This window comes from Archangium lansingense (assembly GCF_026626635.1).
Classification (GTDB): domain Bacteria; phylum Myxococcota; class Myxococcia; order Myxococcales; family Myxococcaceae; genus Archangium; species Archangium lansingense.
Genome location: NZ_JAPNKA010000001.1, coordinates 4373115 through 4393722 on the forward strand (window position 1 = coordinate 4373115; position 20608 = coordinate 4393722).

Genomic DNA, 20608 nt, shown 5'->3' on the forward strand with positions numbered 1-20608 from the left:
ACTCGGCAAGGGCTGTGGTAGAGAACCCGATCCATGCCCCGTTCATCCTCTCGCGTCGTGTTTGCGCTGCTGACCTGCACGCTGCTCATCCCCTCCTGTCATTCGACACCCAATCCCACGGGCGAATGCACGGGCACCCACCTGGGCCGGAGCGTGACATGGCCCCTCACCTCGAACTCTCTCCAGTCGACCGTGAGCGATTCCGACGGGAGCGCGCATACGCGGGTTCAATTGAACTACACGCCCAACGGCGTCTCGGAGCTCGTGAACTGGGGGGTCAGTATCACCCTGACGGGCGAGCCCCGGTTCGAGGCGAGCCCCCCGCGGACCGCGAAGCTCCTGCCACAGCAGGACCGACTGGTCCCCGAGGAGCCATCGCTGGTGCTCATGTGGGAGGGCTTCACGAGCTCGGGAAGCGCCTACCTCTCTCCGCCCGGAGTTCCGGTGGAAGGCTCCCTGACGCTCCGCCGGGTGACGCCGGACCACGCGGAAGGTCAGTTCGTCTACCACTACGCGGACGGCGGCATACTGACGTGCACCTTCGATGTGCCGGATCGCCTCGATGACGATGGTCAGGACAGCGACGTTGGCTGTGGTGGTGGTGGGGGTTACGACGATGATGATGACGATTGAGCGGTGAGGAGAGGCCCCGTGGGCCGTCTCCATTCCCCCCCCTCGCTCACCCTCGTGCTCACGCCGGTGACGTTCTGCCATTGTGGGCAGTCAGGGGGACTATTACGAAGTGCCCGACGATGGGCTCATTCGGAGAGAAGAATGAGCCCGCTGAGACAAGCGATCGCCTGTCCCGGCATGGGTGGAAGCAGGGGAGCGTGAACCTGAGCGGCTACACCGGTCAGACCATCCGGCTTCGCTTCCACAACTGGGATTGGCCCGGGTTCTCCCGGGTAGCGTTCACTCCGTAGTCCGTATTGATTTCTAATCTCAAACTCCTGGGATTTACGGGAGGAACGTTTTAGAAAGCCTGTCGTCCGAACGAGAGGGAGTACGACCATGTTCAAGAGAGCGGCAGTGCTCGTGGTGGGCTGTGGCGCGTTGCTGGCGGGCTGCGGCGCCGACGTGCAGAACGAGAATCAGGAGATCATCTCCAATCTGCTCGAGGCGGGGATTCCGGCCGACGGCGTCACGGTCGTCGATGATGTCGTGTACGTGGGGCGCGACACCCAGGTGAGCCTCGAGGCGTCCCGGGAGCTGCTCCAGCCCGGCCCGGGGAGCGCGGAGCACTACAGGAGTAGCAATATCGTCGGCACCGCCGTGACGAAGATCTGCATCAACCCCACCACCGCGTTCAACAGCTACACCCAGCTCAGCCAGGGACTCGATCAGGCGATCATCAATTACAATGTCCTGGGGCTCCGCATCTTCTTCGCGCGGGGACCAACCACTGGCTGCACCGCGAACATCTCCCTGCAGACCATGACTGGCTCCGCCCACTCCTCTGGACTCCCGGCGGGCGGCCTCCCCTACAACACCATCAAGATCGGCACCGGCCTGGCGAGCTACAGCGTTGACGTGCTCGAGCATGTCATCACCCACACGCTCGGCCACACGCTCGGTCTCCTCCACACGGATGCCTCCAATCCGGCCATCAGCTGCGGCATCGGCGGTAGCGGATACACGGACTACTCTAGCGGTGGTGTGGGCGGCATCCTCATTCCCGGGACGTCGCCCACGGCCACGGCAGGGGGGTCGCTCATGAACACCTGCATCCCGCTCACGACGGACGGTGAGTTCACCAGCTCTGATCGCACTGCGTTGAATGCCATGTACTGAGGGCGTCTGGCTTCGACGTATTTGTCCGGCGTAGGCGTGTCGACCATGTCATCCCCTCGCGGGTGATGGACCCGGTGTGAGGGCGCGCTACGCGACGTTCTTCGAGCCCTATGCCCGCCGCATCATCGCCACCACCGGCGGGCGTCCGGGCGCTCCGGGGCGGACTACAACCGGTGGAGCACACCGACTGGGCCATGGCCCAGGACAGGCAGATGGCGGAGTCGTTGCTGCACACGTTGGAAGGTCGTCGGCAACTCCATGCAGCGAGTGCTCCGATGAGGGCACGCGCCAGGGCGTGTTGACAGCCCGCCATGCCGCTCGTATGAAACGGCGTGCCTGGAGATCAACGAATGTTGAGCCAGGGGGCCGGTTCACGTGACGGATCCTCGAGCGGTGCACTGCTCGGAGCGTCCGGGCGGGTGCCGCGGACCGAGCTTCAGAGGTATTGCAAGCGCCGGACAACACAAGGGACGGCGGGCCCGGTGGAGCCCAGCTTCCCTTCTCGAAGGGTGGGGTGTCGGCGAAGGGTGGACCCCTGTTCATGGTGATGCCGATGGTGACGCCTCAGGGTGGGGGAGTGTCGGCCGGCTTCCGCTTCTGAGCAGCCCACAGCACCGCGTCCAAAAGCAGGAGGGACATGTTCGTTCTGATTCTCATCGCTGTCGCTACATCGTCAGCCTCGTTCAACGCGCCGACAGCAGCGGACATCGCGGTTTCCTTCGATGCGGGGGTACCCCAGGATGCTGGCGAAGCGAATGTGGGCCAGTCCGCGGAGACTTCGCCCGCGCCGGCGCCCGATGGCGGCACGCCTCCTGAATCGAGCTCGTCGCAGGTGCCGCCGGGAGCGGCCTCTTCCGCGAACGCGGACACGCCCTTCGACACCTCGGCCCCCCGGAAGACCGTTGCCAGCTATCTGATTCCTGCCGCTGAAGTCCTCGCGATCTATGGCGGATTCGTCGCGTTCAACAGGCTGGCCTTTCATGACGAGGAGTGGACGCACGTCACGCCTGGCAGCATTCGCGACAATCTCAACGGCCCCTGGGTCATCGACGACGACAACTTCGAGATCAACCAGCTCGGACATCCCTACCAGGGGTCTCTGTACTTCTCGGCCGCGCGCTCGAGCGGACTGTCGTTCTGGGAGTCATTCCTGTACGTGGGCGCGGGCAGTCTGCTCTGGGAAGTCGGAGGAGAGGCGGAGCCGCCCTCCCTCAACGACCAGATCACCACGACCTTCGCCGGAGCTCTTCTTGGCGAAGCCTTGTATCGGGTATGGAACGACCTGATCGGGCATGGAGGTGAGAAGAACAGCGTCCTGCGCCACATCGCCGCGGCGCCGTTGTCCCCATTCGCGAGCTTCAACTACTACGTGTTCAAGCGGCGAGCCCAATTGGCCGAGTCCAATCTCTTCTATCGAACATGGATCGGCTCGAGCTACGGCGGCAGCATCCGCGACCAGACCGGTGCGCGCACGGAGCTCCTCGGCTTTGGTCAGCAGCTCAGCCTGGGCGTCAGTCTGACCCAGGGCTTTCCGGGAACTTCCGGCGACCTCGACTACGGCCCGTTCGATTATTACGACCTGCGATTCGAGCTCTCCTTGCCGAGGACCCCCTACGTGGGTTTTTTCCTGCGGGGGCTCCTGTTCGGAACTGGCTTTCAACCCAAGCCCTGGGCGCATGGCCTCATCGGCGTGTTTGGAAGCTACGACTACAGCACGCTCCCTCTCTTGAGGGTCTCGACGAGTGCATTGGGGCCGGGGCTGGCGATGGACGTGTCCCTGGGCGCGGGAGTGACGCTTCAGGGCACGGTGTTGGTGGCCCCCATCTTCTTCGGGGGAGCAGGCGCCATCACGGCGACGAGCGGAGAGCGGGACTTCCGCGCCGGAGGCGGTGGCCAGGGCCTTCTCGAGTTGCGACTGCTGCTCCGGGACTCGGGTTCCATCAACGCCGGTGCCCGCAACTACTTCATTCGAGGGTTTAGAGGTGAGCCCGGATCGGAGCTCATCTCGTATGGCTGGCTGGGGAGCGAATTGCGAATCGTCGGCGGCCACGTCCTGGGCGTGGAAGTCCAATGGTCGACTCGCGCCGCATCGGACCCTACCCTGGGCAACCTCAGCCATGCCGGTTCGCTGTTCCGTCTGTATTACGGCTTCGTGAGCGACGCATTTTCAGGCGCGGCGAGCAGGCCCGGCGGCGGACTTCGTCAGGTTTCCCGGCCGCGGCTCGAGTGACTACGGGCCGCCAGCGGGAACCGTCTCCGGCAGGCGCTCCATCCCCTCGGGGGTGGGCGCCTTCGCGGGCTCGAACAGCGTGAGGTCCGCCACCAGCGGGTAGTGGTCGGATGCCTTCACACGCAGCACCTCGCTGCTCCTCGGCATGAAGCGGTCACTCGCCAGCACGTAGTCGATGCGCAGGCCGGGGAAGAGCGGCAGCGGATAGGTGTCCGCGGGCCCCTTCCCCCGCAGGTCGAACACGTCCGCCAGCGCGTGCTTGAAGAGCCGCAGCGAGCCCGAGTCGGGTGTGTCGTTCATGTCGCCCATCAGCAGCTTGGGCCGGGGATCCTTCGCCATCAGCCTCATGATGGCCGCGCTCTGACGCACGCGGATGTCACCGGTGAAGGGGCGCTGGGTGAGGTGGGTGACGTAGACGCTCACGTCCTGCCCGTTCACCTTCACGAGGACGCGGGCCACGGTGCGCGGCTCGGTGCCTGGCAACACCGGCAGCGGGTGCTGCTCCACGGACTCCAGCGGGTAGCGCGACAGGAGTGCCACGCCGTAGTCACCGCCGAAGAGCCGGGTGGTGCGGAAGTGGGCGTAATACTTCAGGCCCGTGCGCCGGGCCAGCTCGGCGGGTTGATGCATCCCGCGGGCGCGCCACGAGCCGACATCCACTTCCTGGAGCGCGACGATGTCGGGCGAGGCGGAGCGGATGACCTCGGCCACCTTGTCCAGGCCGCGAATGGCCGACTGGATGTTGAAGGTCATCACCCGCAGGTCGCCCCCGGTCCGCGCGGACACGGGGTCCGTCAGGGCCCCTAAGTCCGAGAGCGTCACTGGCGCCGAGTCAGCGCGTAGGGACGACGAGGAGGAGGCACACGCAACCGAGGTCGCGAGGAACAGGCCGGCGAGAAGTCGGTCGATTCGCATGTAGGGCAAGGATGATGCCAGCAATCCGAGCCACCGTCTTCCCTCCCCCCTTGGGAGCCCAAGACGAGGTGTCCGTGAGTAGGGTCCCACCTGACGCACCGAGTACCTCCTGGAAGTAGGGTTCGGTCCATGCAAACAAGAGCATCTGGCCACCCGCAGGCGGGAGGCCAGGGAGGAGGACGCATGGACGAGGAGAAGAAGCCCGAAGCGAGCGGGGAGGGAGCGGAGCGGGTGGGGCCGTACCTGATTGAGGAGCAGGTGGAGCAGTCCGACGACAGCCAGGAGGAGCTCTATCTGGCCACGCACGAGACGAGCGGGGCCACGGCCCTGGTGCGTAAGCACACCGCAGAGGAGGGGAGGGCACCGCGGAAGGATTGGCGGGTGTTCCTCGGCTTCTGGGCTTCGCAAGGCTACTCGGTCATGGAAGTGGAGCACACCGGCTGGGCCAGGGCCCAGGACAGGCAGACGGCGGAGTCGTTGCAGTTCACGTTGGAAGGTGTGCGCGAGGAAGTGCGGCGCATGGTCCGTGGCCTGTCCGACCCCCAAGAGCCCCGCCTGCGGTGGTGTTTGGGATGGGGCGTGGCGAGCGCCGTCACGGTATGCGCCCTGCTCCTGGCGCTGGTGCGTCTGGCCCCCTTGTCCCAACCTCCGAGCGCTCAACCAGCGCCCCTGCGCCACGAGGTGCCCACGGCCGTCGAGACGTCGGACTTCCGCGCCTGGCTTGCGGACACCACCCCCTCGGGGCAGCCCGTGCTCGCCCGACCTCTGCCGAAAGAGGCATTGAAGGGACAGAAGCGCCCGCCCTGCACCCGCTACACCGAGGTCGAGCTCGTTGGCGGTTGCTGGATGACTCACGAGCTCAGAGCCCCGTGCCCGGAAGACCTCTTCGAGTACCAGGGCAAGTGCTACGCGCCCTCCTTCAGCGCGAAGCCGCCGCCCTCGTCGCTCGGGCAGTGAGGGACGCGGGCCCGCTCGCGTCTGGCCCGCGGTTTCGCTCGTCCTTTGTTGGGTACTGGAAGGGTGTCAGACGATTCGTAGGAGGCGAGGTGTCGAACCGATTCCTTTGACACCTTCTCTGCTCAAGGCTCAACACCACGCCTGCTGGGGTGGTCCCTGCGCCGGGGTCCGCTGAGCAGGCCGCGTGGGCAGTCCCAGGTGCTCCACAAGGGCGCGCACCCCGCTGGGTGCTGTCACGTACGCCAACACCCGGCGCCTGCCTCCACACCCAGCACAGGCCAAGACGTCCAAAGCTTTCCGTCCGGCGCAGCAGCCCGGCCCAATCCACTCGTGGCGCCCGTTCCTTCTTCTGCTCCGCCTTCGCCGTTGCCTCAGGCGATGGGCTCGCCTCTTGTGGCTTCCGCTCTGCCCCCGACAACAGCGCCTACCAGCTGTAATCGGGAAGTCGTTGCTACCACCGAGGGTTGCCTGCCCTACCTTCCAGGACAAACCACGGCACGCTCGCTCACGATGTCACCGTTCCCACGCTGCCGCGCATCTCATCCGGCGTGGCCACCAGTTCCAGCGTGCTGCGCACCACCACGCTCACTTCCGGGGCAGTCGGTCAGCGTGCTTATGTGGTAGGCGTCGAGATGCGCGATGACAACGAACGACTCATCCCCTTCTGCTCTCGTACAAGAGCTTCATCGGATACCAGAAGCCGACGCCCTTGCACTCGTCGATCAACATTTCGGGCCGCCTGAGGGCTGGCCTTCAGAACTAATCGCGTATCGCCTGGGTTCCTCATTTCAGACTGACTGGAAGATTGAGCTAGGCCAGTGGCTCAAAGCTGCCGACCAGCACGGTTTCCTAGAGAAGGTGATGAAGGACGTCCGTGACCAGGCGAAAAGGCCGGTGAAGCACCAGACGTCCGGGATCGACCCGAACGACCGCCGACATCTGAAGCTCCACCATCACCTCGCGGTGGCTCGTATCGTCCACTACCTGACGGCCACGGGCTGGAGTTTCAAATCCATTGAATCCGAGACTGGCGGGCCGATCGACATCGATTGCTCACTTATAGCCCCGGGGAACCAGCTCGTAGAGTTCCAGGTAAAGGCTCCAGACCGACCAGGGCGACGTGATGGTTACCACCACGTCGATGGCGACAACGATAAAGATGTCATTAAAGCTGTCGATAAGGCGAGGAAGCAGCTCCGGAATCCGGCTACAGGGCCTGCTCTTGTTGGGATCTGCGCCAACAGGTCGCGCTCTCTGGCCTGGGAGCCCGACTGCCTCATCACGCATCTGGTGGGGTCCACAATCGAGACCAGACGGGGCGTTTTCTTGGAAAAAGCTCGGACAGGCGAATTCTTCACGGACAAGTGGAAGCACGTCTCTGGCCTGTTGCTCATCGACCTGCTGCGCGGCGAGGTGGAAGCCAAGTATACCTGCACCGTGCTCGCCAACCCTCTGGCGACCTTTCCTATTTCGCCAGAATGGTTCCCTAAAGGGCGGGTGTGCGTGCTGGACGATAAAACGTTCCGCTGGATTCGCGGGCAGCCCGGCATCCGCCACGGGCTATCCAATGGAGTTCAGCTCGTTGAGCAGCTCCCGTAGAACCTTCTCGGCAAGCGTGCTCGCAGCCCCATCAACAAGCCTGCTCGTCAACAACGCTGTGGGAAGCGCAAGGACCTCGCACCGTCACCCTCGGGAACGTCACGTTCCCGGTTGGGGAGCAAGCTGGGAAGCAAGGCGCGGCGCGCGAGTAGTAGCGCCGCCCCACTCGGCCCCGAGGGAAAGCCAACCTACCCGATGGGTTTTCAGCACCTCACCAGACCCGGCAGCTTGACCTGGCTGTCAGCCGCTTTCTGTAATCGACGGGTTTGGGCTTCCAGCTCGGGCGGCTCGCCCGGAGAGGTGCGGCAATGTCTAGGCGTTCTGTCGATACTCGCCCCGTGGACACACGGCGGCCCCTTCGCGCGGGTGCGCTGGCGCTGGCGGCGCTGATGCTGGTTACAGCGTGCGCCACGGGGGCCCCTATGGGTGGAGGGTTGATGGCTTCCCGTTACCGTCCACCCGTGCCGCACGACTCGCCCGAATCGTGGGCGCTGGAAGCGGAAGCCGAGGACGGGAGCGAGGGGGAGGCTTTCTTTGCCAAGCTGCCCACGGACTTCGCGCCAGTGCAGGTGAGCGACGCAGAGTTTTCGGCGGCCATGACAACGCTTTGGCTCAACATGCCGCTTCGGGTGGCCGTGTCTCGGCCACCGTTGTATGTGGGCCGTAGGCTGGCGTTGGCTTCCGCGCCCTTGAGGGGCGAAGCGTGGCTATCAGACCTGGCCCGCTCGTATGGGCGCCACTGCGAGCGGTGCGGCACCCCGGGAGACTGTCTGACGCTGTTTGAAGATGGGCCCGGCTTCCAGGATGACGACAAGCGCAGCCTTGCGCTTGCCCTGGCGGTGGGCCCTGCCTTGGAGGGCGTAAACGCGGAAGTGCGGGCCATGCTCGACCCAACGCGGATGCTCGCGATGATCAGCATTAGCATCACGGTTTATATGGCGCTGCTGTTGGCGCCAGTGCCCGAGCCAATAACAAAGGGCGCGGCTCTGGTGTTTAGCGCGGCCATGTGGGCATATCTCGGTTGGGAATTCTTCAACCTGATAAAAGCCTATGCGGAGCTTTACGAGGATGCGCCCCGGGCCTCTACCTTCGCGGAGTTGCGCGAGATTGGCGAGCGTTTCGGGCGTGTCATCGGTCCTAACAGTGTGCGTATTCTCGTGGTGGTGACAACAGCGGCGATAGGGGAAACGGCGGCTCTCGCTTCCAAGGCCCCAAAGCTCCCCGGGTTTTCGCAAGCGTCGGAGAGAGTCGCGACTCGTACCGGGTTGGGCCTGCTGGAGACTGCAACCGGAGCCGAGCGCCTTATTGTCTCTGTACCAGAGGGGACGATCCGCGTGGTGTTGGCGCCTCATGCCGTGGCCATGGCTGCCCGGGGCGTTGCCGCTGGGAGCCCTGCCCCGAGTCGGGGTAAGCTCCTGCCGAACGGACACAGGGCGTGGGGGTCGTTTGGTGGCTTCAAGTCGGCTATGGGAAAGGCGGGCTCCGGAAAGGAATGGCATCACATCGTGGAGCAGACTAAAGGCAACGTGAAGCGGTTCGGGGGCAACGCCCTACAAAACACCGAGAACATCATTGCGCTAGACAAGACTCTTCACACCGATGTGAGCCGCCTCTATTCCTCGATTCGCTATGATATTACCGGCTCGTCCACATTGACCGTTCGGAAGTGGCTAGGCAGTCAGTCTTACGAGGCGCAGCGGGCGTTTGGCTTTCTTGCAGTCAAGAACATTCAGAGTGGGATATGGTGAAGAGTCTCGAAAAGCTCGTCGAAGAGTTTGCTTATCACGTACAGGCCCAGAATGAGGAGATTTTCAAGGGGGACGCGAGGACCGGAAACAAACATGCTAAAAAGGCGCTTGCCGCTTTCATGCAACTCCGCTCTCACGGAGATGTCGGGCGCGATGCGCTCGCGGTGTTGTTCTCACATCCTCGCATGGACGTGCGGGTGATGGCTGCCGTGTTCCTGCTCCGCCATCGGACGGCAGAGGCTAAAGCAGTTTTGGAAGAGGCAGCAAAAGGGCAAGGGTTGGTTCCGTTCGGAGCTTCCGAAGCCTTGAAGCGATGGAAAGAGGGCACTTGGGCCCTGGACCCTGCCGAGGATGATGCAGGGTCCTCAGAAGAACCCCGCCCGGCACCGCCGACTAAGCGCAGCCGACCACGCACGGAGCGCGCCGCGCCTGACAAACGGAGGGGGAGCAAGCGGGACAAACGCGGCGGTTGATCTTGAGAAGATCGCGCCAGTGCCGGGCAGGCGAAGCTCGGGCCGGTGGAGGCCACCAGGGCAGCACGGCGGACGCCTTGGGCCGGTGGGGCACGGCAGCCGAAGCTCGGGCCCGGTGGAGGCCACCAGGGCACGGCAGCCACGGCGGGCACCTCGGGCCGGTGGAGGCCCGCCAGGGCAGCACGGCGGACGCCTTGGGCCGGTAGAGGCCACCAGGGTACGGCGTTAGTAGGCTATGGCCTCGGCGCCAGAAGCCAGAACGAGGGGCGAAGGACTCGCCACTTTTCGCCCGGCGAGGGGTCCAAGGGGACCAAATCGAACGGACGCGCATGGACTTGCCCGGACGGATGGGCGCCCCATTTTCAGAGGGAAAATAAGGTGTGTGCCTCTGGTCCCGAGTGAGGACGGCTCCGCCCTTCGCGGCTTCGATTCCCGCCGCTTCCAAGAGAGGTTGCCCGCCGCCTTGACCCCTGGCACTGCACTCAATACAGCAACGAGCGAATGGCGGTGGTCGAGTAGGTGGGGACTCCTCCAACTCCCAGCTGGCCGAAGTAGTTGGAGCCCCAGGCCCACGCGGTGCCGTCCGAGAGCACCGCCAGCGAATACGAGAGGCCCGCGGTCACGGCCACCACCCCGCTCAACCCCTGCACCTGCACCGGCACCAGGCGCCCGCTCGTGGTGCCATCCCCCAGCTGGCCGGAGGAGTTGGCGCCCCAGGCCCACACGGCGCCGTCATAACGCACCGCCAGCGAATGCATTTCGCCCGCGGCCACGGCGACCGCTCCGCTCAGCACCGACATCGGGTTGCTCGTGGATCCACCGCCCCCGGCGTAGTTGGGGCCCGCGGCCCAGACGATGCCATCTGGGCGCAATGCCAGAGAGTGATTTTCGCTAGCCGCGAGACGGGAGCGCGGCTGCGAGGCCCCCAGAGGGGCGTCGAGCTGCGCATGCTCCCCCGACTCGACTGTGGGCTGACCACAGCCAGCCCCCATCAGCACTCCGAGCCAGACTCCCAGCAGTCTGGACGTCCATCTCCCTTTCATGACTCCTGATCAAATTGGTGATGAGGCGCACAGCGCGCGTGGAGACACGGACTGATCTATTTTGTTCAAACGCAGGAACGTTTTCGTTTTCTCATAGGCCGCGTGCGAGCGCGGGCTCATCGCCGGCGCTGCCCACGCCTTCTCAAGAAGTGCGCATGCTCTCTCAAGAAGTGAGGCGGATGGTTTTGGAAGACTCAGGGGAAACCCTTAGGCCGAAATCCAAGCCATGAACGACGCTCGGAATGCAATGATTCAGGTTTGCAGGAAATGCCGTGAAGTAGAGTTTTGATTTGAAAGTGAATAGTCGGCGGTGCTAGTAAGGCATTGGCTTCGGCCAACCCCAGTACAACCCAATCAGGAGAAGTTCATGACGAGGAACGTGAAGCGTTTCCTGGCAGCCTCTCTGCTTTCCCTCTCGCCGTCGATCGCGTTCGCGGGGGAGGTTGAGTCTGGCCTCTTCCTGGACCTCCTCTCCCAGCGTGACGAGTACGTCACCGTCCGGGAGGGAGTGGTCCAGGTTCCCGTGCTGCGCGACGCGCCGGTGGCGTCCGTTGCCCCCGCCCTGGAGAACCTCTTTGTCCTCAACCAGGCCGGCGCCAATATCTCTCTGGGCCTCCAGGTGCTGACGGGAACGCTCAACGGCGTGTTCAACCCTCACCCTGTGCCCACCGGCAGCTATGGTGGGTTCCAGGTCAGCGCCCCCGCCCCCACGCCGCTGGTGGCCCAGCAGTACTACTGGACGGTCAATCCGGCGAACCCGGCCGGCTCGAAGACGTGTGTCTGGCGGGTGGAGGTAAGTGACGTCGGCGGTTCCTGCTCGGCGCAGGTCTTCTTCGGCACCTACGGCGGCGCCGTTTGTACGGTCGACGCGGCCAATTCCTTCATCAACCCAACCACGTGCGAGACGCAGATCATCACCATCATTCAGTGAGCTGAGCCGTGCACCGTCTGGGGTGGTTGTGCAGACAGCCACCCCAGGCGGGAGGTTTGAGCCGGACGCGCGCCTGGAGCTCCGAGGGAGTTGCCTTCCGAGTCCAGGCACACCGCCATCCGGCAGACCGGACTGTGGATGATGTCGCTCTTTCTCAGTTCTAGATGAGCGCCAATCGAGGGCCGTCAGCATGGCTGAGGCCCTCGCGGCCCACCAGGTGGCCTACTGCTCGCGCAGGATGAGCAGCCCGCGCCAGGAGTCCGCCACGTAGATGTACCCATCGCCGGGGACGCGGAGGCTGAAGGCCCCGGCGAAGTAGAGCCCCGGGTCCGAATCCAGCTCGCGCCAGGTGTTGTAGTACGCCACCTGGGTGGGTTGGGTGGGGTTGGAGACGTCCAGCACGCGCACTCCTTCCTGGTACCAGGCCACGTAGAGCTTCTTGCCCACCAACACCATGTTGTGGATGGAGATTTCGGGGCGGAGCCGGAACGAGCCGATCTTCACGATGTTCGCGGGGTCCGTGACGTCGAGCACGCGCAGGTGCTCGCCCGGGCCCTCACCGCCCTCGAAGGCGAGGGTGCGGCCCGCGAAGGTGCCCACCGCGTTGGCGTGGCTGTAGTGCTCGGGGTATGTGAACTCGCCGAGCGTCCGGATGTCGTGAGGGTTGGTCACGTCCGCCACCATGTAGCCGCGGAAGGCGAAGTTGACGTAGAGCCGGTCCCCCCTGGCGAACATGTCGTGCGGCAGCCCGGGGTATGGTGCGTAGCGGTTGAGCTCGACGGGCTCCAGGGGCGTGGTGATGTCGAAGAGCAGGACTCCCGAGGAGGACGCGGCGTAGAGGCGGTTGCCCTCGGCGAAGACGGTGTGGACGTTGATGTTTCCGCCGGGCAGTTTGCGCAGCAGCTGCGGGTCCGCTGGGGTGCTGATGTCGAAGACGAGCACGCCCCTGCTGGCGCTGGCCACGTAGAGCGCGTCCCCCTTGGCCCACACGCCATTCCAGAAGTTGTCGGTCTCCAGTTGGATCGTCTTCACCTTCACGGGCGCGGATGGATTGCCGACGTCGAAGACGGTGAGGCCGCCGGCCCTGCCCAGCTCGACGATGGACACCACGTAGGCGTGGCCCTTGGTGACGTAGACGTCCACCGGGGCGCCGATGTCCACGGGGTTCTCGGAGACGAGCTCCAGCCCCGAGGCCTCGGACTCTCCATCGCGCCACTTCAGCCGTCTGGCCTGGAAGGTCTCCGTCAGGAGGATCCTCCCGTTGCGGCAGAAGGCGCTGCAGCCGGTGAAGCCAGGGGCCTGGGGCGCCTCGCAGGTGGCGAGCAGCGTGCCGATCATGCCGCCATCCGCGAAGGTGCGGGTGGAGGAGTAGAATCGGGCGTTGCCGTCCCTTGCCTCCGTGGTGATGGGCTCGGCGTTGAGGTACTGGGTGCCGCCGTCACTCTTGAGGACGAGGCCGCCGGTGAAGAAGGAGGGGGGCTCGTCCGAGGAGCGGGTGGTCAGCATGTACTGGCCCTCGGTTCCCGCGTTCGCGAGCGAGCCCGTGTTGCATGCCGAGAGGTCGAAGATGCTGAAGTCGGTGCAGGCGCTACCGAGGAGGGGGGTGGTGAAGGTGCAGGGAGCGAACGGGCCCGTGTCCGTCCAAGTGTTGCCCGTCTCCTCGAGCGGCACGTAGCCGCCATCCCACTCGTAGCCCGTGGAAGCGTCCGGAGTGGAAGCGTCCGGCGAGTCCGGCGTGGACGGTGGACAGCCGAGCAGCGCGGCGGCGCAGACGAGCAGCGGGGTCCAGGTGAGGCGAATCCAGGTCATGCGACAGCTCCCATGCGAAGAGGGGCTCGTATGCTCCGGAATGCTCGACTCCTGCACAAGCGGAAGGTTCCACCGGGCAAGTGTCAACCCGGGCGAGTTGAAGCCAGATGCGAAGCCTTCAGCAGGACTTCACCGGGAGGCGTCGGGACGGAAGCGCCGCTCGATGCGCGAGCGCAACAGCTCGTGCACTTCCTGCTCGGAGGTACCGGCCTCGGGCTCCAGCTGAAGAGCACCATGCCGGCCTGGATGCGGCGCCTGGAGTCGAACCGGTCATTGAGCGCGCCCATCGGCACCGAGAACATCAAGAAGGGCAACCAGTGGGGTAGCACGTCCGCGTAGACTGCGGACGGCATGATGCGGACGATCTCCATGAAACGCGGCACGGCAATCACGATGACCTTCGCTCTCGCGAGCACCCTTGGCTGCGCGACCGTTCCCACGACGGGCGGTCGTGCGTGGACCCCCTCGGGCCTCGACGCCGAAGTCGCCCGCGCCATGCAGGACACCGGTGCGAAGGGGCTCGCGCTCGCCGTCATCGAAGATGGCCAGCCGGTGTACGTCCAAAGCCACGGCGTGCGGAACGCCGCGGGCGAGCCGCTCCGGCCGGACACCATCATGTACGGCGCCTCGCTCACCAAGGCGGTGTTCGCCTATATGGTCGCGCAGCTCGCGGAAGAAGGTGTGATTGGGCTGGACACGCCGATCGACCGATTGCTGCCCAAGCCCCTGCCCGACTACACGGACCCCCAGCTCGAGGACCGGTACGCCCGCTGGAGCGGCCTCGCTGGCGATGAGCGCTGGCGCGCGCTGACCCCTCGCATCCTGCTGACCCACAGCGCGGGCTTCGCCAACTTCGGCTTCCTCGAGCCGGACGGGAAGCTCCGGTTCCACTTCGACCCTGGAAGCCGCTACGCCTACTCGGGGGAGGGACTCATCCTGTTGCAGTTCGTGCTGGAACAAGGCCTGGGGCTCGACGTCGGACGCGAGATGCAGCGCCGCGTGTTCGATCGTTTCGGCATGACCGACACCAGCATGGTCTGGCGGCCCGACTTCGCGGACAACCTCGCCGACGGCTGGACCCTGGAGGGCAAGGTCGAGGCGCATGATGAGCGCAGCAAGGTCCGCGCGGCCGGCTCCATGGACACCACCCTCGCCGACTTCGCCCGCTTCGCGGCGGCCTACGTGCGAGGCGAGGGCCTGACGGACGCCACCCGCGCGGAGCTGACCCGGCCGCAACTTCCCATCGGCACGGCCTCGCAGTTTCCAACGCCGCAGCCGGAACTTCCTCCCGAGTCCCGCCGTCGCGATCTCGCGGCCGGGCTCGGCGTCGTCGTGTTCGACGGACCGCAAGGGCGCGGATTCCTCAAAGGCGGCCACAACGACTCGACCGGCAACATCTGGGTCTGCGTCGAGCGGCGGCGCCGGTGCGTGGTGCTCCTGTCCAACGATGTCCGCGCCGAACCCGCCTTTCCCCGTCTCGTCAGGGCCATTCTGGGCGAAACCGGCGCGCCGTGGTCGTGGGAGTACGGCTCGCTCCCGCTTCTGTGACGTTGAGGAAGCTCTCGCTTCCCCGGCTCGGGGCTATCGCCGATTGAGGCGCCCTCGAGAGCCAGTGGGCCGCGCAGGCCCGACGGGCGGGTGGATGGCGGTAATCCCAACCAGCTTCGGTGAGGGGCCTTTCGAAATCGTGGTCAGGAAGCCTTGCCCGGTGAGCTTCTCGTGGAGGGCATTCGCGATCCGCTCCGCTTTCCGTGCGTCAGGTGCCTCGTAGACCAGGAGCACGACACCTCCCGGCTTCGTCAGCTCGAACAGCCGCCGGAGCTCAGCCAGTGCCGCGCCCGTCCAGAAGACGTTCACGTTGACGGCGAAAACCCTGTCGAAGGCGCCAGCGTCCGACGCGAAGTCCTTCAGCTCACCCAGCCACAGCCCGGCCTTCCCCGCAGCGATGTGCGCGGCGTTGCGCGCCCTCGCCCGGCCGATGGCGCTCGCCGAGCGATCGATGCCCATGATGTGGCCGGTGCTCAGACGCTCGCAGACGAGCCCCACGGCCACGCCCGTTCCACAGCCTATCTCCAACACGCGGGCACCGGGCGCGAGGACGAGCTGCTCCACCGTCCACCGCAACCGCACCGGGACTTCATGCTCCGCCATCGGTCTTCCCTCTCGGCGCGGCCGGTCGTGACTACTCAAAATCGTCCGTGAAGGTGAAGATCGTCACCGGAGCGGCCTCCCCGCCGAGGGCGCGGTAGAAATCGAGCGCGTGGACATCCTCGTTATCGGCGGGGACGAACAGCTCCCGGATTCCCATGCCAGCCGCCTGGGTCCGAAGCTCCTCGATCAGTCGGCGGCCAATGCCTTGTCGCTGATGATCGCTTCGCACGGCGATGTCATAGATGAAGATCTCGGAATACTCCGCCCGGGTCATGGGCAAGGTATGCGCGGTGAGTCCCCCCACGATGTCGTTGTCAACGAACGCGGCAATCGCCCAGAAATCCTCCCGCCCGAGGAGCCGGTCGATATAGCCATCACTCAGCTCCTCGCTGTCCTCCTCGAATACCTCCGCCATGACGGAGAACAGCACCTTCGCCAGCTCCCGGTCGCCCGCCTTCAGTCTCTTCAGCCGCATCTCGGCCCCCTATGGCCAACGCTTGTTCGCGTCCTGCCACGATGGTGGATGGATATCACGCTCAATGGAGAAGTTGCGTGAAGCCGGATGGACGCCAGGGATGCCAATCAAGATCAACGCCTGTTGCACGGGGCATGGCTCCGACTCATTCCCGCCCGAGTACACGTCGGCCGTGTCGAACATGTTCAGCCCGGAGTCGAGCGAGATGTCGACGAGCCGGGTGGCCTCCTTCACGTCGCTGCTGCCAAAGCCCTTGAAGAACTCGTTGCTGCCTCCGAACGTCCCCGTGCCGAGAGAATGTGCAACTGTGTTGCATTTGCATGAAGGTGGCGATAAGAGGCTTCCACCATGCCCAAAGGCAACCGAACCATCATCTACCTGGTGTCCACCGCGGGCACTGGCCACTCCTACACGACGACGAAGAACAAGCGCTCCACACAGGAGAAGCTGGAGAAGAAGAAGTACGACCCTCGCGTGCGCAAGCACGTGGTGTACCGGGAGGGCAAGCCGTGAGGGACGGTCGCCTGCCCGTCACCGTGCTCTCGGGCTTCCTGGGCGCGGGGAAGACGACGCTGCTCAACCATGTGCTCAACAACCGGGAGGGCCGGCGCGTCGCCGTCATCGTCAACGACATGAGCGAGGTGAATATCGACGCCCGGCTGGTGAAGGGCGGGGCCTCGCTGTCGCGCGTGGGCGAGAAGCTGGTGGAGATGAGCAACGGCTGCATCTGCTGCACGCTGCGCGAGGATCTGCTGGTGGAGGTGGGACGGCTGGCGCGCGAGGGGCGCTTCGATCACCTGCTCATCGAGTCCACCGGCATCTCCGAGCCCATGCCGGTGGCGGAGACGTTCACCTTCGCGGACGAGCAGGGCCGGAGCCTGGCGGACGTGGCCCGGTTGGACACCCTGGTGACGGTAGTGGACGCCTTCAACTTCCTGAAGGACTGGGAGGACACCGAGGAGTTGCGCGAGCGCGGGCTCGCCGCCGGCGAGGAGGACGAGCGCACGGTGGTGGACCTGCTGGTGGAGCAGGTGGAGTTCGCGGACGTGCTGGTGCTCAACAAGACGGACCTGGTGTCGCCGGAGCAGTTGGGGGAACTGGAGTCCATCCTCCGTCAGCTCAACCCGGGTGCGCGGCTCGTGCGCTCGCGGCACGGCCAGGTGCCGCTGTCCGAGGTGCTGGAGACGGGGCTCTTCGACATGGAGAAGGCCCAGCGCGCCCCCGGCTGGCTCCAGACGCTGCGCGGCGAGGCCCTTCCCGAGACCGAGGAGTACGGAATCGAGAGCTTCGTCTTCCGCGCGCGCCGTCCCTTCCACCCCGGGCGCCTCTGGGAGTTCATCCACGGGAGCTGGAAGGGCCTGCTGCGCTCCAAGGGCTTCTTCTGGCTGGCCACGCGCATGGACGTGACGGGCGTATGGGCCCAGGCGGGTGGGGCCTGTGCCTTCGAGCCCGCGGGGCTGTGGTGGGCCGCCGTGCCCCGGGAGGAGTGGCCCGAGGAGCCCGCGCTTCGCGCCGAGCTCGAACGGGAGATGCAGGCCCCTTGGGGCGACAGGCGCCAGGAGATCGTCTTCATCACCCGCCAGGTGGACCAGGCACTGCTGCGCGAGGCACTCGAGGAGTGCCTGCTCACCGGCGAGGAGATGGCCCCGGGCCCGGCGGGCTGGAGCCAGCTCGAGGATCCCTTCCCCCCCTGGGTGATGGTGAGCGAGGAAGGGGATGAACCGTCCGCCAGTCCTCTGACACCTTGCCGGGGGCTTGCGGCATGACGGCCTTCGTAGCCTTTCGGGTTACAGGGTGGATGGGGTTGTTGCCTCTGGAGATACACGTCAGACGGCGTGCATAGGGTGCGCGTCACCAGGAGGGCCGCAAAGCCATCCATGGATTGACGGCCCGTGCGGGCCACACACGAAAGGTTATATCGATGATGAAGCGAATGATGGGCCTGGGAGTGGCTCTGGCGATCCTCGGTGCTGGCGGCACGGCCTGGGCCGGGTACCGGGACAGCATCCCCGTAGTCATCGACAGCGTGAACCGCACCTTCTACGCCAGCATGGGCGGGGCGCGGAACACCACCGACACCATGTCGTTCGTCGAAATCGTGTTCGAGGGCAACGGCGTCTTCGGCGAGCGCGCGATTGTCGCCGCCCGGAATTCGTCGGGCCAGATGGGCGTCTGCATCGCGACCTCCGCCACCGTTCTGTCGGCGCTGAGGACCATCACGGATGACGGGTATATTCGCGTGTACTGGGATGCGAGCAACAACTGCACCTCCGCTGAGGTTCGTGCGAGCTCCTACGTGGACATGAGGACTCCGTAGTCTTCACCGGCCCGGCCGCGCCTCCCATCTGTCCCGAAGAGGCGCGGCCGGCGCTCGCTGGTGGCACGCCGTTTCCCCGGACGAGAGGTCTCATGAGCATCCCATCGACAGTGTCTCGCATCGGCATTCCGCTCCTGACGGCGCTGGCGGGCTTCGGTCTCGCCCATGCGTTCACTCCGCGCCCATCCGCCGAGGCGCTGATGAGGCGGATCGACCGGCAGGAAGCGCGGATGGAGGCGCTGGCGCGCCGACTGGAAGCGTCAGCGGCGAGCCTCCCCGTACCCGTGGCTCCCGGTCCCCAGGCCAGGGTGGGCATGGACCTGTCGGGGTTGCGCGAGGAACTGCGCCAGATGCTGCGGGAGGAACTGAGCACGGCGGTGGTCTCCGCCGATGACGCCCGGTTCCCGGAGAAGGAGCAGGCTCCACCGCCGCCCACCGCGGAGAACATGGCCGCCTACGAGAAGGTCCATCGGATGGTGGAGGACAGCCTCGCCTCCGGAAGTTGGGGCCGCGCACAGATTCAAGAGCTGCGGACGCTTCGGGGGCAGATGACCGACGCGCAGTACATGGAGCTGGTCCGCAAGCTGGTGGCGGCCCTCAACAACCAGCAGCTCCGGCTCGAGGAGCCCGGCTCGCCCATCTGAAGCAGGCGCTCCACCTCGTCTTGCGTGGGTGGCGGCAACGGCTCGCAGGGCCTCCTCTTCAGGGGACACGGCACGGTGGCACAGTGGCACAGGCCGGCCTGTGCCATGCGCGCTCCGGAGCTGTGCCACTTGCTCCGTGTCGCAGTGCATCCCCGCGAAATCGCTGCCGTGAGCTCCTGGCCTGACGCTTGCTCAAGTCGCTCGTGTCTCGGGAATGAACCCGGGGACGACGGCAGCAGAGGACTCCGCCCGGAGCACCGAGGCGCTCCTATGCCGCGAGCAGGAGAGACCCTGATGAAGCCCATGATGCGCAAGCGGTATGGCCTGACCTTTCTCGCATCGCTCGCCCTGAGCGCGTGCGGCGCCCAGGATATCGAGCCTGGCGCGAGCGAGCCCGTTACCTCCACCCAGGTGCAGACGCTGGAGGTGCCCGCCGACTGGGTCGGCCACCAGCTGGGCCTGAGCCCGCCACGCCTCCGCCCGTTGGAGAAGGTCACTCGCTTCGCCCGGCCCGAGCCTGGGGAGCTGCCCTCCATCCGGAAGATCGAGCCCCAGATCGGGCTGGAGAAGCCGGGTGGCCAGATGCGCGCGATGGGCCCGGATGGAACGATCTACGAAGTGAGCGTGCCGGAAGCCGATGCCGAGAAGGTGGGGGCCGCGCTGCGGGAGCGAGGCCTCAGCGGCAGCAGCCTTCCCTCGGAGCAGCCGCGCAGCGCGAGCGGATGGTCCAATGGCCTCGACAGCCGGGCGCGGTGGACCAACTCGGGCTCCGACTGGCCGCGAGACACCATTGGCGTCGTGTCGCCCAACGGCTCGAGCTGGTGCACGGGTACCTTGTTCGAGGGCCGGCTCGTGCTGACCGCGTTCCACTGCCTGTGGGATGGCTACGGCAACTGGGTGAATCCGCAGTTCCGCGCGGGACAGGACGGCACCACGCAGCCCTATGCCGCCGTCAACCACACGTGGAAGTACTGGGACCAGGGCTTCGTGGACAACAATTGCCACAAGTGGATGACGACGGGCTACCGCCAGGTCTGCGAGCAGTATGACTGGGCGGTGCTGGTGCTCGCGGACACGCCCACCAGCTCGACGGGCGTCACCCCGGGTTACATGGGGGTCTACTACAACTCCTCGGACAGCGGGCTCGCCTCGTACTCGACGTACCACTACGGCTACCCGGGCTGTGGCTCGGTCGGGGCTCCGGCGGGCTGCGTGGACAACTCCATGTGGGGCCAGAGCTTCACCTGCGACATCGGCTCGTTCTTCAACCCGGTGGGCGGCTGGAACCGGAACTTCTACCACGGCTGCGACATGTCCGGTGGGCACAGCGGCGGCCCGCTCTACTCGTGGAGCCCGGGCGCGAACGGGCCCTACCTCCTGGCCGTCAACATCGCCGAGTCGTGCAAGGGCTCGGCCTGCAGCGGGACCACGCCGAACATCGCGTTCCGCATCGACAAGTGGCTGGGTGATCAGATGATGTACTGGCGCTCCATCTACTGAGCGTCCTCGCCGCCCGTTACCGAAA

20 protein-coding genes and 1 pseudogene are annotated in these 20608 nt (G+C 65.6%); 15 read left to right on the top strand and 6 right to left on the bottom strand.

What is annotated here, in order from left to right; translation table 11 throughout:
* The first annotated feature begins 33 nt into the window (after positions 1-33).
* The 3 genes from OV287_RS17880 to OV287_RS17890 all read left to right on the top strand — a co-directional run bounded on the left by OV287_RS17880 (position 34) and on the right by OV287_RS17890 (position 4021).
* Positions 34-633, top strand: a complete 600-nt coding sequence (locus OV287_RS17880; RefSeq protein WP_267535241.1) for a hypothetical protein — start codon at positions 34-36, stop codon at positions 631-633.
* Positions 634-1011: 378 nt separating this feature from the next.
* Positions 1012-1791, top strand: a complete 780-nt coding sequence (locus OV287_RS17885) for a M57 family metalloprotease (protein ID WP_267535242.1) — start codon at positions 1012-1014, stop codon at positions 1789-1791.
* A gap of 637 nt (positions 1792-2428) precedes the next feature.
* On the top strand, positions 2429-4021 hold the full coding sequence (locus OV287_RS17890) for a DUF3943 domain-containing protein (RefSeq protein ID WP_267535243.1): 1593 nt from the start codon (positions 2429-2431) through the stop codon (positions 4019-4021).
* Here the strand turns inward: OV287_RS17890 and OV287_RS17895 are convergent, their stop codons facing one another.
* Entirely contained in the window at positions 4022-4936 is a 915-nt protein-coding gene (locus OV287_RS17895; protein ID WP_267535244.1) for an endonuclease/exonuclease/phosphatase family protein, read from the bottom strand.
* A gap of 183 nt (positions 4937-5119) precedes the next feature.
* Between OV287_RS17895 and OV287_RS17900 the strand changes: the two genes are divergently transcribed.
* The 4 genes from OV287_RS17900 to OV287_RS17915 all read left to right on the top strand — a co-directional run bounded on the left by OV287_RS17900 (position 5120) and on the right by OV287_RS17915 (position 9713).
* Positions 5120-5893 (top strand): hypothetical protein, encoded by a 774-nt coding sequence (locus OV287_RS17900; RefSeq protein WP_267535245.1) that lies wholly within the window; start codon positions 5120-5122, stop codon positions 5891-5893.
* A gap of 639 nt (positions 5894-6532) precedes the next feature.
* Positions 6533-7492, top strand: coding sequence for a hypothetical protein (locus tag OV287_RS17905; protein ID WP_267535246.1), 960 nt, complete (start codon positions 6533-6535; stop codon positions 7490-7492).
* Between the two features lie 308 nt (positions 7493-7800).
* On the top strand, positions 7801-9240 hold the full coding sequence (gene sitA5 / locus OV287_RS17910) for a SitA5 family polymorphic toxin (RefSeq protein WP_444546331.1): 1440 nt from the start codon (positions 7801-7803) through the stop codon (positions 9238-9240).
* Positions 9234-9713: a DUF2019 domain-containing protein gene (locus OV287_RS17915; protein ID WP_308809608.1), complete on the top strand. Its 480-nt coding sequence runs from the start codon at positions 9234-9236 to the stop codon at positions 9711-9713. Before sitA5 ends, OV287_RS17915 begins: the two co-directional genes overlap by 7 nt.
* 530 nt (positions 9714-10243) lie before the next feature.
* Here OV287_RS17915 and OV287_RS17920 read toward each other — a convergent pair.
* Positions 10244-10756, bottom strand: a pseudogene (locus OV287_RS17920) (RCC1 domain-containing protein); the annotation flags it as partial.
* A gap of 367 nt (positions 10757-11123) precedes the next feature.
* Here OV287_RS17920 and OV287_RS17925 point away from each other — a divergent pair.
* The gene (locus OV287_RS17925) at positions 11124-11687 is read left to right on the top strand and encodes a hypothetical protein (protein ID WP_267535249.1); all 564 of its coding nucleotides are present in this window, start codon (positions 11124-11126) and stop codon (positions 11685-11687) included.
* Positions 11688-11909: 222 nt separating this feature from the next.
* Here OV287_RS17925 and OV287_RS17930 read toward each other — a convergent pair whose 3' ends face one another.
* The gene (locus OV287_RS17930) at positions 11910-13496 is read right to left on the bottom strand and encodes an LVIVD repeat-containing protein (protein ID WP_267535250.1); all 1587 of its coding nucleotides are present in this window, start codon (positions 13494-13496) and stop codon (positions 11910-11912) included.
* A gap of 183 nt (positions 13497-13679) precedes the next feature.
* Here OV287_RS17930 and OV287_RS17935 point away from each other — a divergent pair, with 183 nt between their 5' ends.
* Both OV287_RS17935 and OV287_RS17940 read left to right on the top strand, forming a co-directional pair.
* Entirely contained in the window at positions 13680-13835 is a 156-nt protein-coding gene (locus OV287_RS17935) for a hypothetical protein (protein WP_267535251.1), read from the top strand.
* Between the two features lie 12 nt (positions 13836-13847).
* Positions 13848-15044, top strand: a complete 1197-nt coding sequence (locus tag OV287_RS17940; protein WP_267535252.1) for a serine hydrolase domain-containing protein — start codon at positions 13848-13850, stop codon at positions 15042-15044.
* Between the two features lie 33 nt (positions 15045-15077).
* Here the strand turns inward: OV287_RS17940 and OV287_RS17945 are convergent, their stop codons facing one another.
* Genes OV287_RS17945 through OV287_RS56460 form a run of 3 tightly spaced genes read right to left on the bottom strand, consistent with a single transcriptional unit; the run spans position 15078 to position 16356 of the window.
* Positions 15078-15647 (bottom strand): SAM-dependent methyltransferase, encoded by a 570-nt coding sequence (locus OV287_RS17945; RefSeq protein ID WP_267535253.1) that lies wholly within the window; start codon positions 15645-15647, stop codon positions 15078-15080.
* Positions 15648-15678: 31 nt separating this feature from the next.
* The gene (locus OV287_RS17950; protein WP_267535254.1) at positions 15679-16122 is read right to left on the bottom strand and encodes a GNAT family N-acetyltransferase; all 444 of its coding nucleotides are present in this window, start codon (positions 16120-16122) and stop codon (positions 15679-15681) included.
* A gap of 9 nt (positions 16123-16131) precedes the next feature.
* Complete coding sequence (locus OV287_RS56460) at positions 16132-16356, bottom strand: hypothetical protein (RefSeq protein ID WP_373371832.1); 225 nt, start codon at positions 16354-16356, stop codon at positions 16132-16134.
* Between the two features lie 114 nt (positions 16357-16470).
* On the opposite strand from OV287_RS56460, the gene rpmG reads away from it, so the two are divergent.
* The 5 genes from rpmG (at position 16471) to OV287_RS17980 (ending at position 20583) form a co-directional block, all read left to right on the top strand.
* Complete coding sequence (gene rpmG / locus OV287_RS17960; RefSeq protein ID WP_267535255.1) at positions 16471-16635, top strand: 50S ribosomal protein L33; 165 nt, start codon at positions 16471-16473, stop codon at positions 16633-16635.
* Positions 16632-17888 carry a zinc metallochaperone GTPase ZigA gene (zigA, locus tag OV287_RS17965; protein ID WP_267535256.1) on the top strand — a complete coding sequence of 419 codons (1257 nt, stop codon included), beginning with the start codon at positions 16632-16634 and terminating at the stop codon, positions 17886-17888. The genes rpmG and zigA overlap by 4 nt, the downstream gene beginning before the upstream one ends.
* A 155-nt stretch (positions 17889-18043) precedes the next feature.
* Positions 18044-18439 (top strand): hypothetical protein, encoded by a 396-nt coding sequence (locus OV287_RS17970; RefSeq protein WP_267535257.1) that lies wholly within the window; start codon positions 18044-18046, stop codon positions 18437-18439.
* Between the two features lie 92 nt (positions 18440-18531).
* On the top strand, positions 18532-19083 hold the full coding sequence (locus OV287_RS17975) for a hypothetical protein (RefSeq protein ID WP_267535258.1): 552 nt from the start codon (positions 18532-18534) through the stop codon (positions 19081-19083).
* Between the two features lie 294 nt (positions 19084-19377).
* A complete protein-coding gene (locus tag OV287_RS17980; protein WP_267535259.1) occupies positions 19378-20583 on the top strand; it encodes a trypsin-like serine peptidase in 1206 nt (401 codons plus the stop codon).
* The last annotated feature ends 25 nt before the right edge of the window (positions 20584-20608 follow it).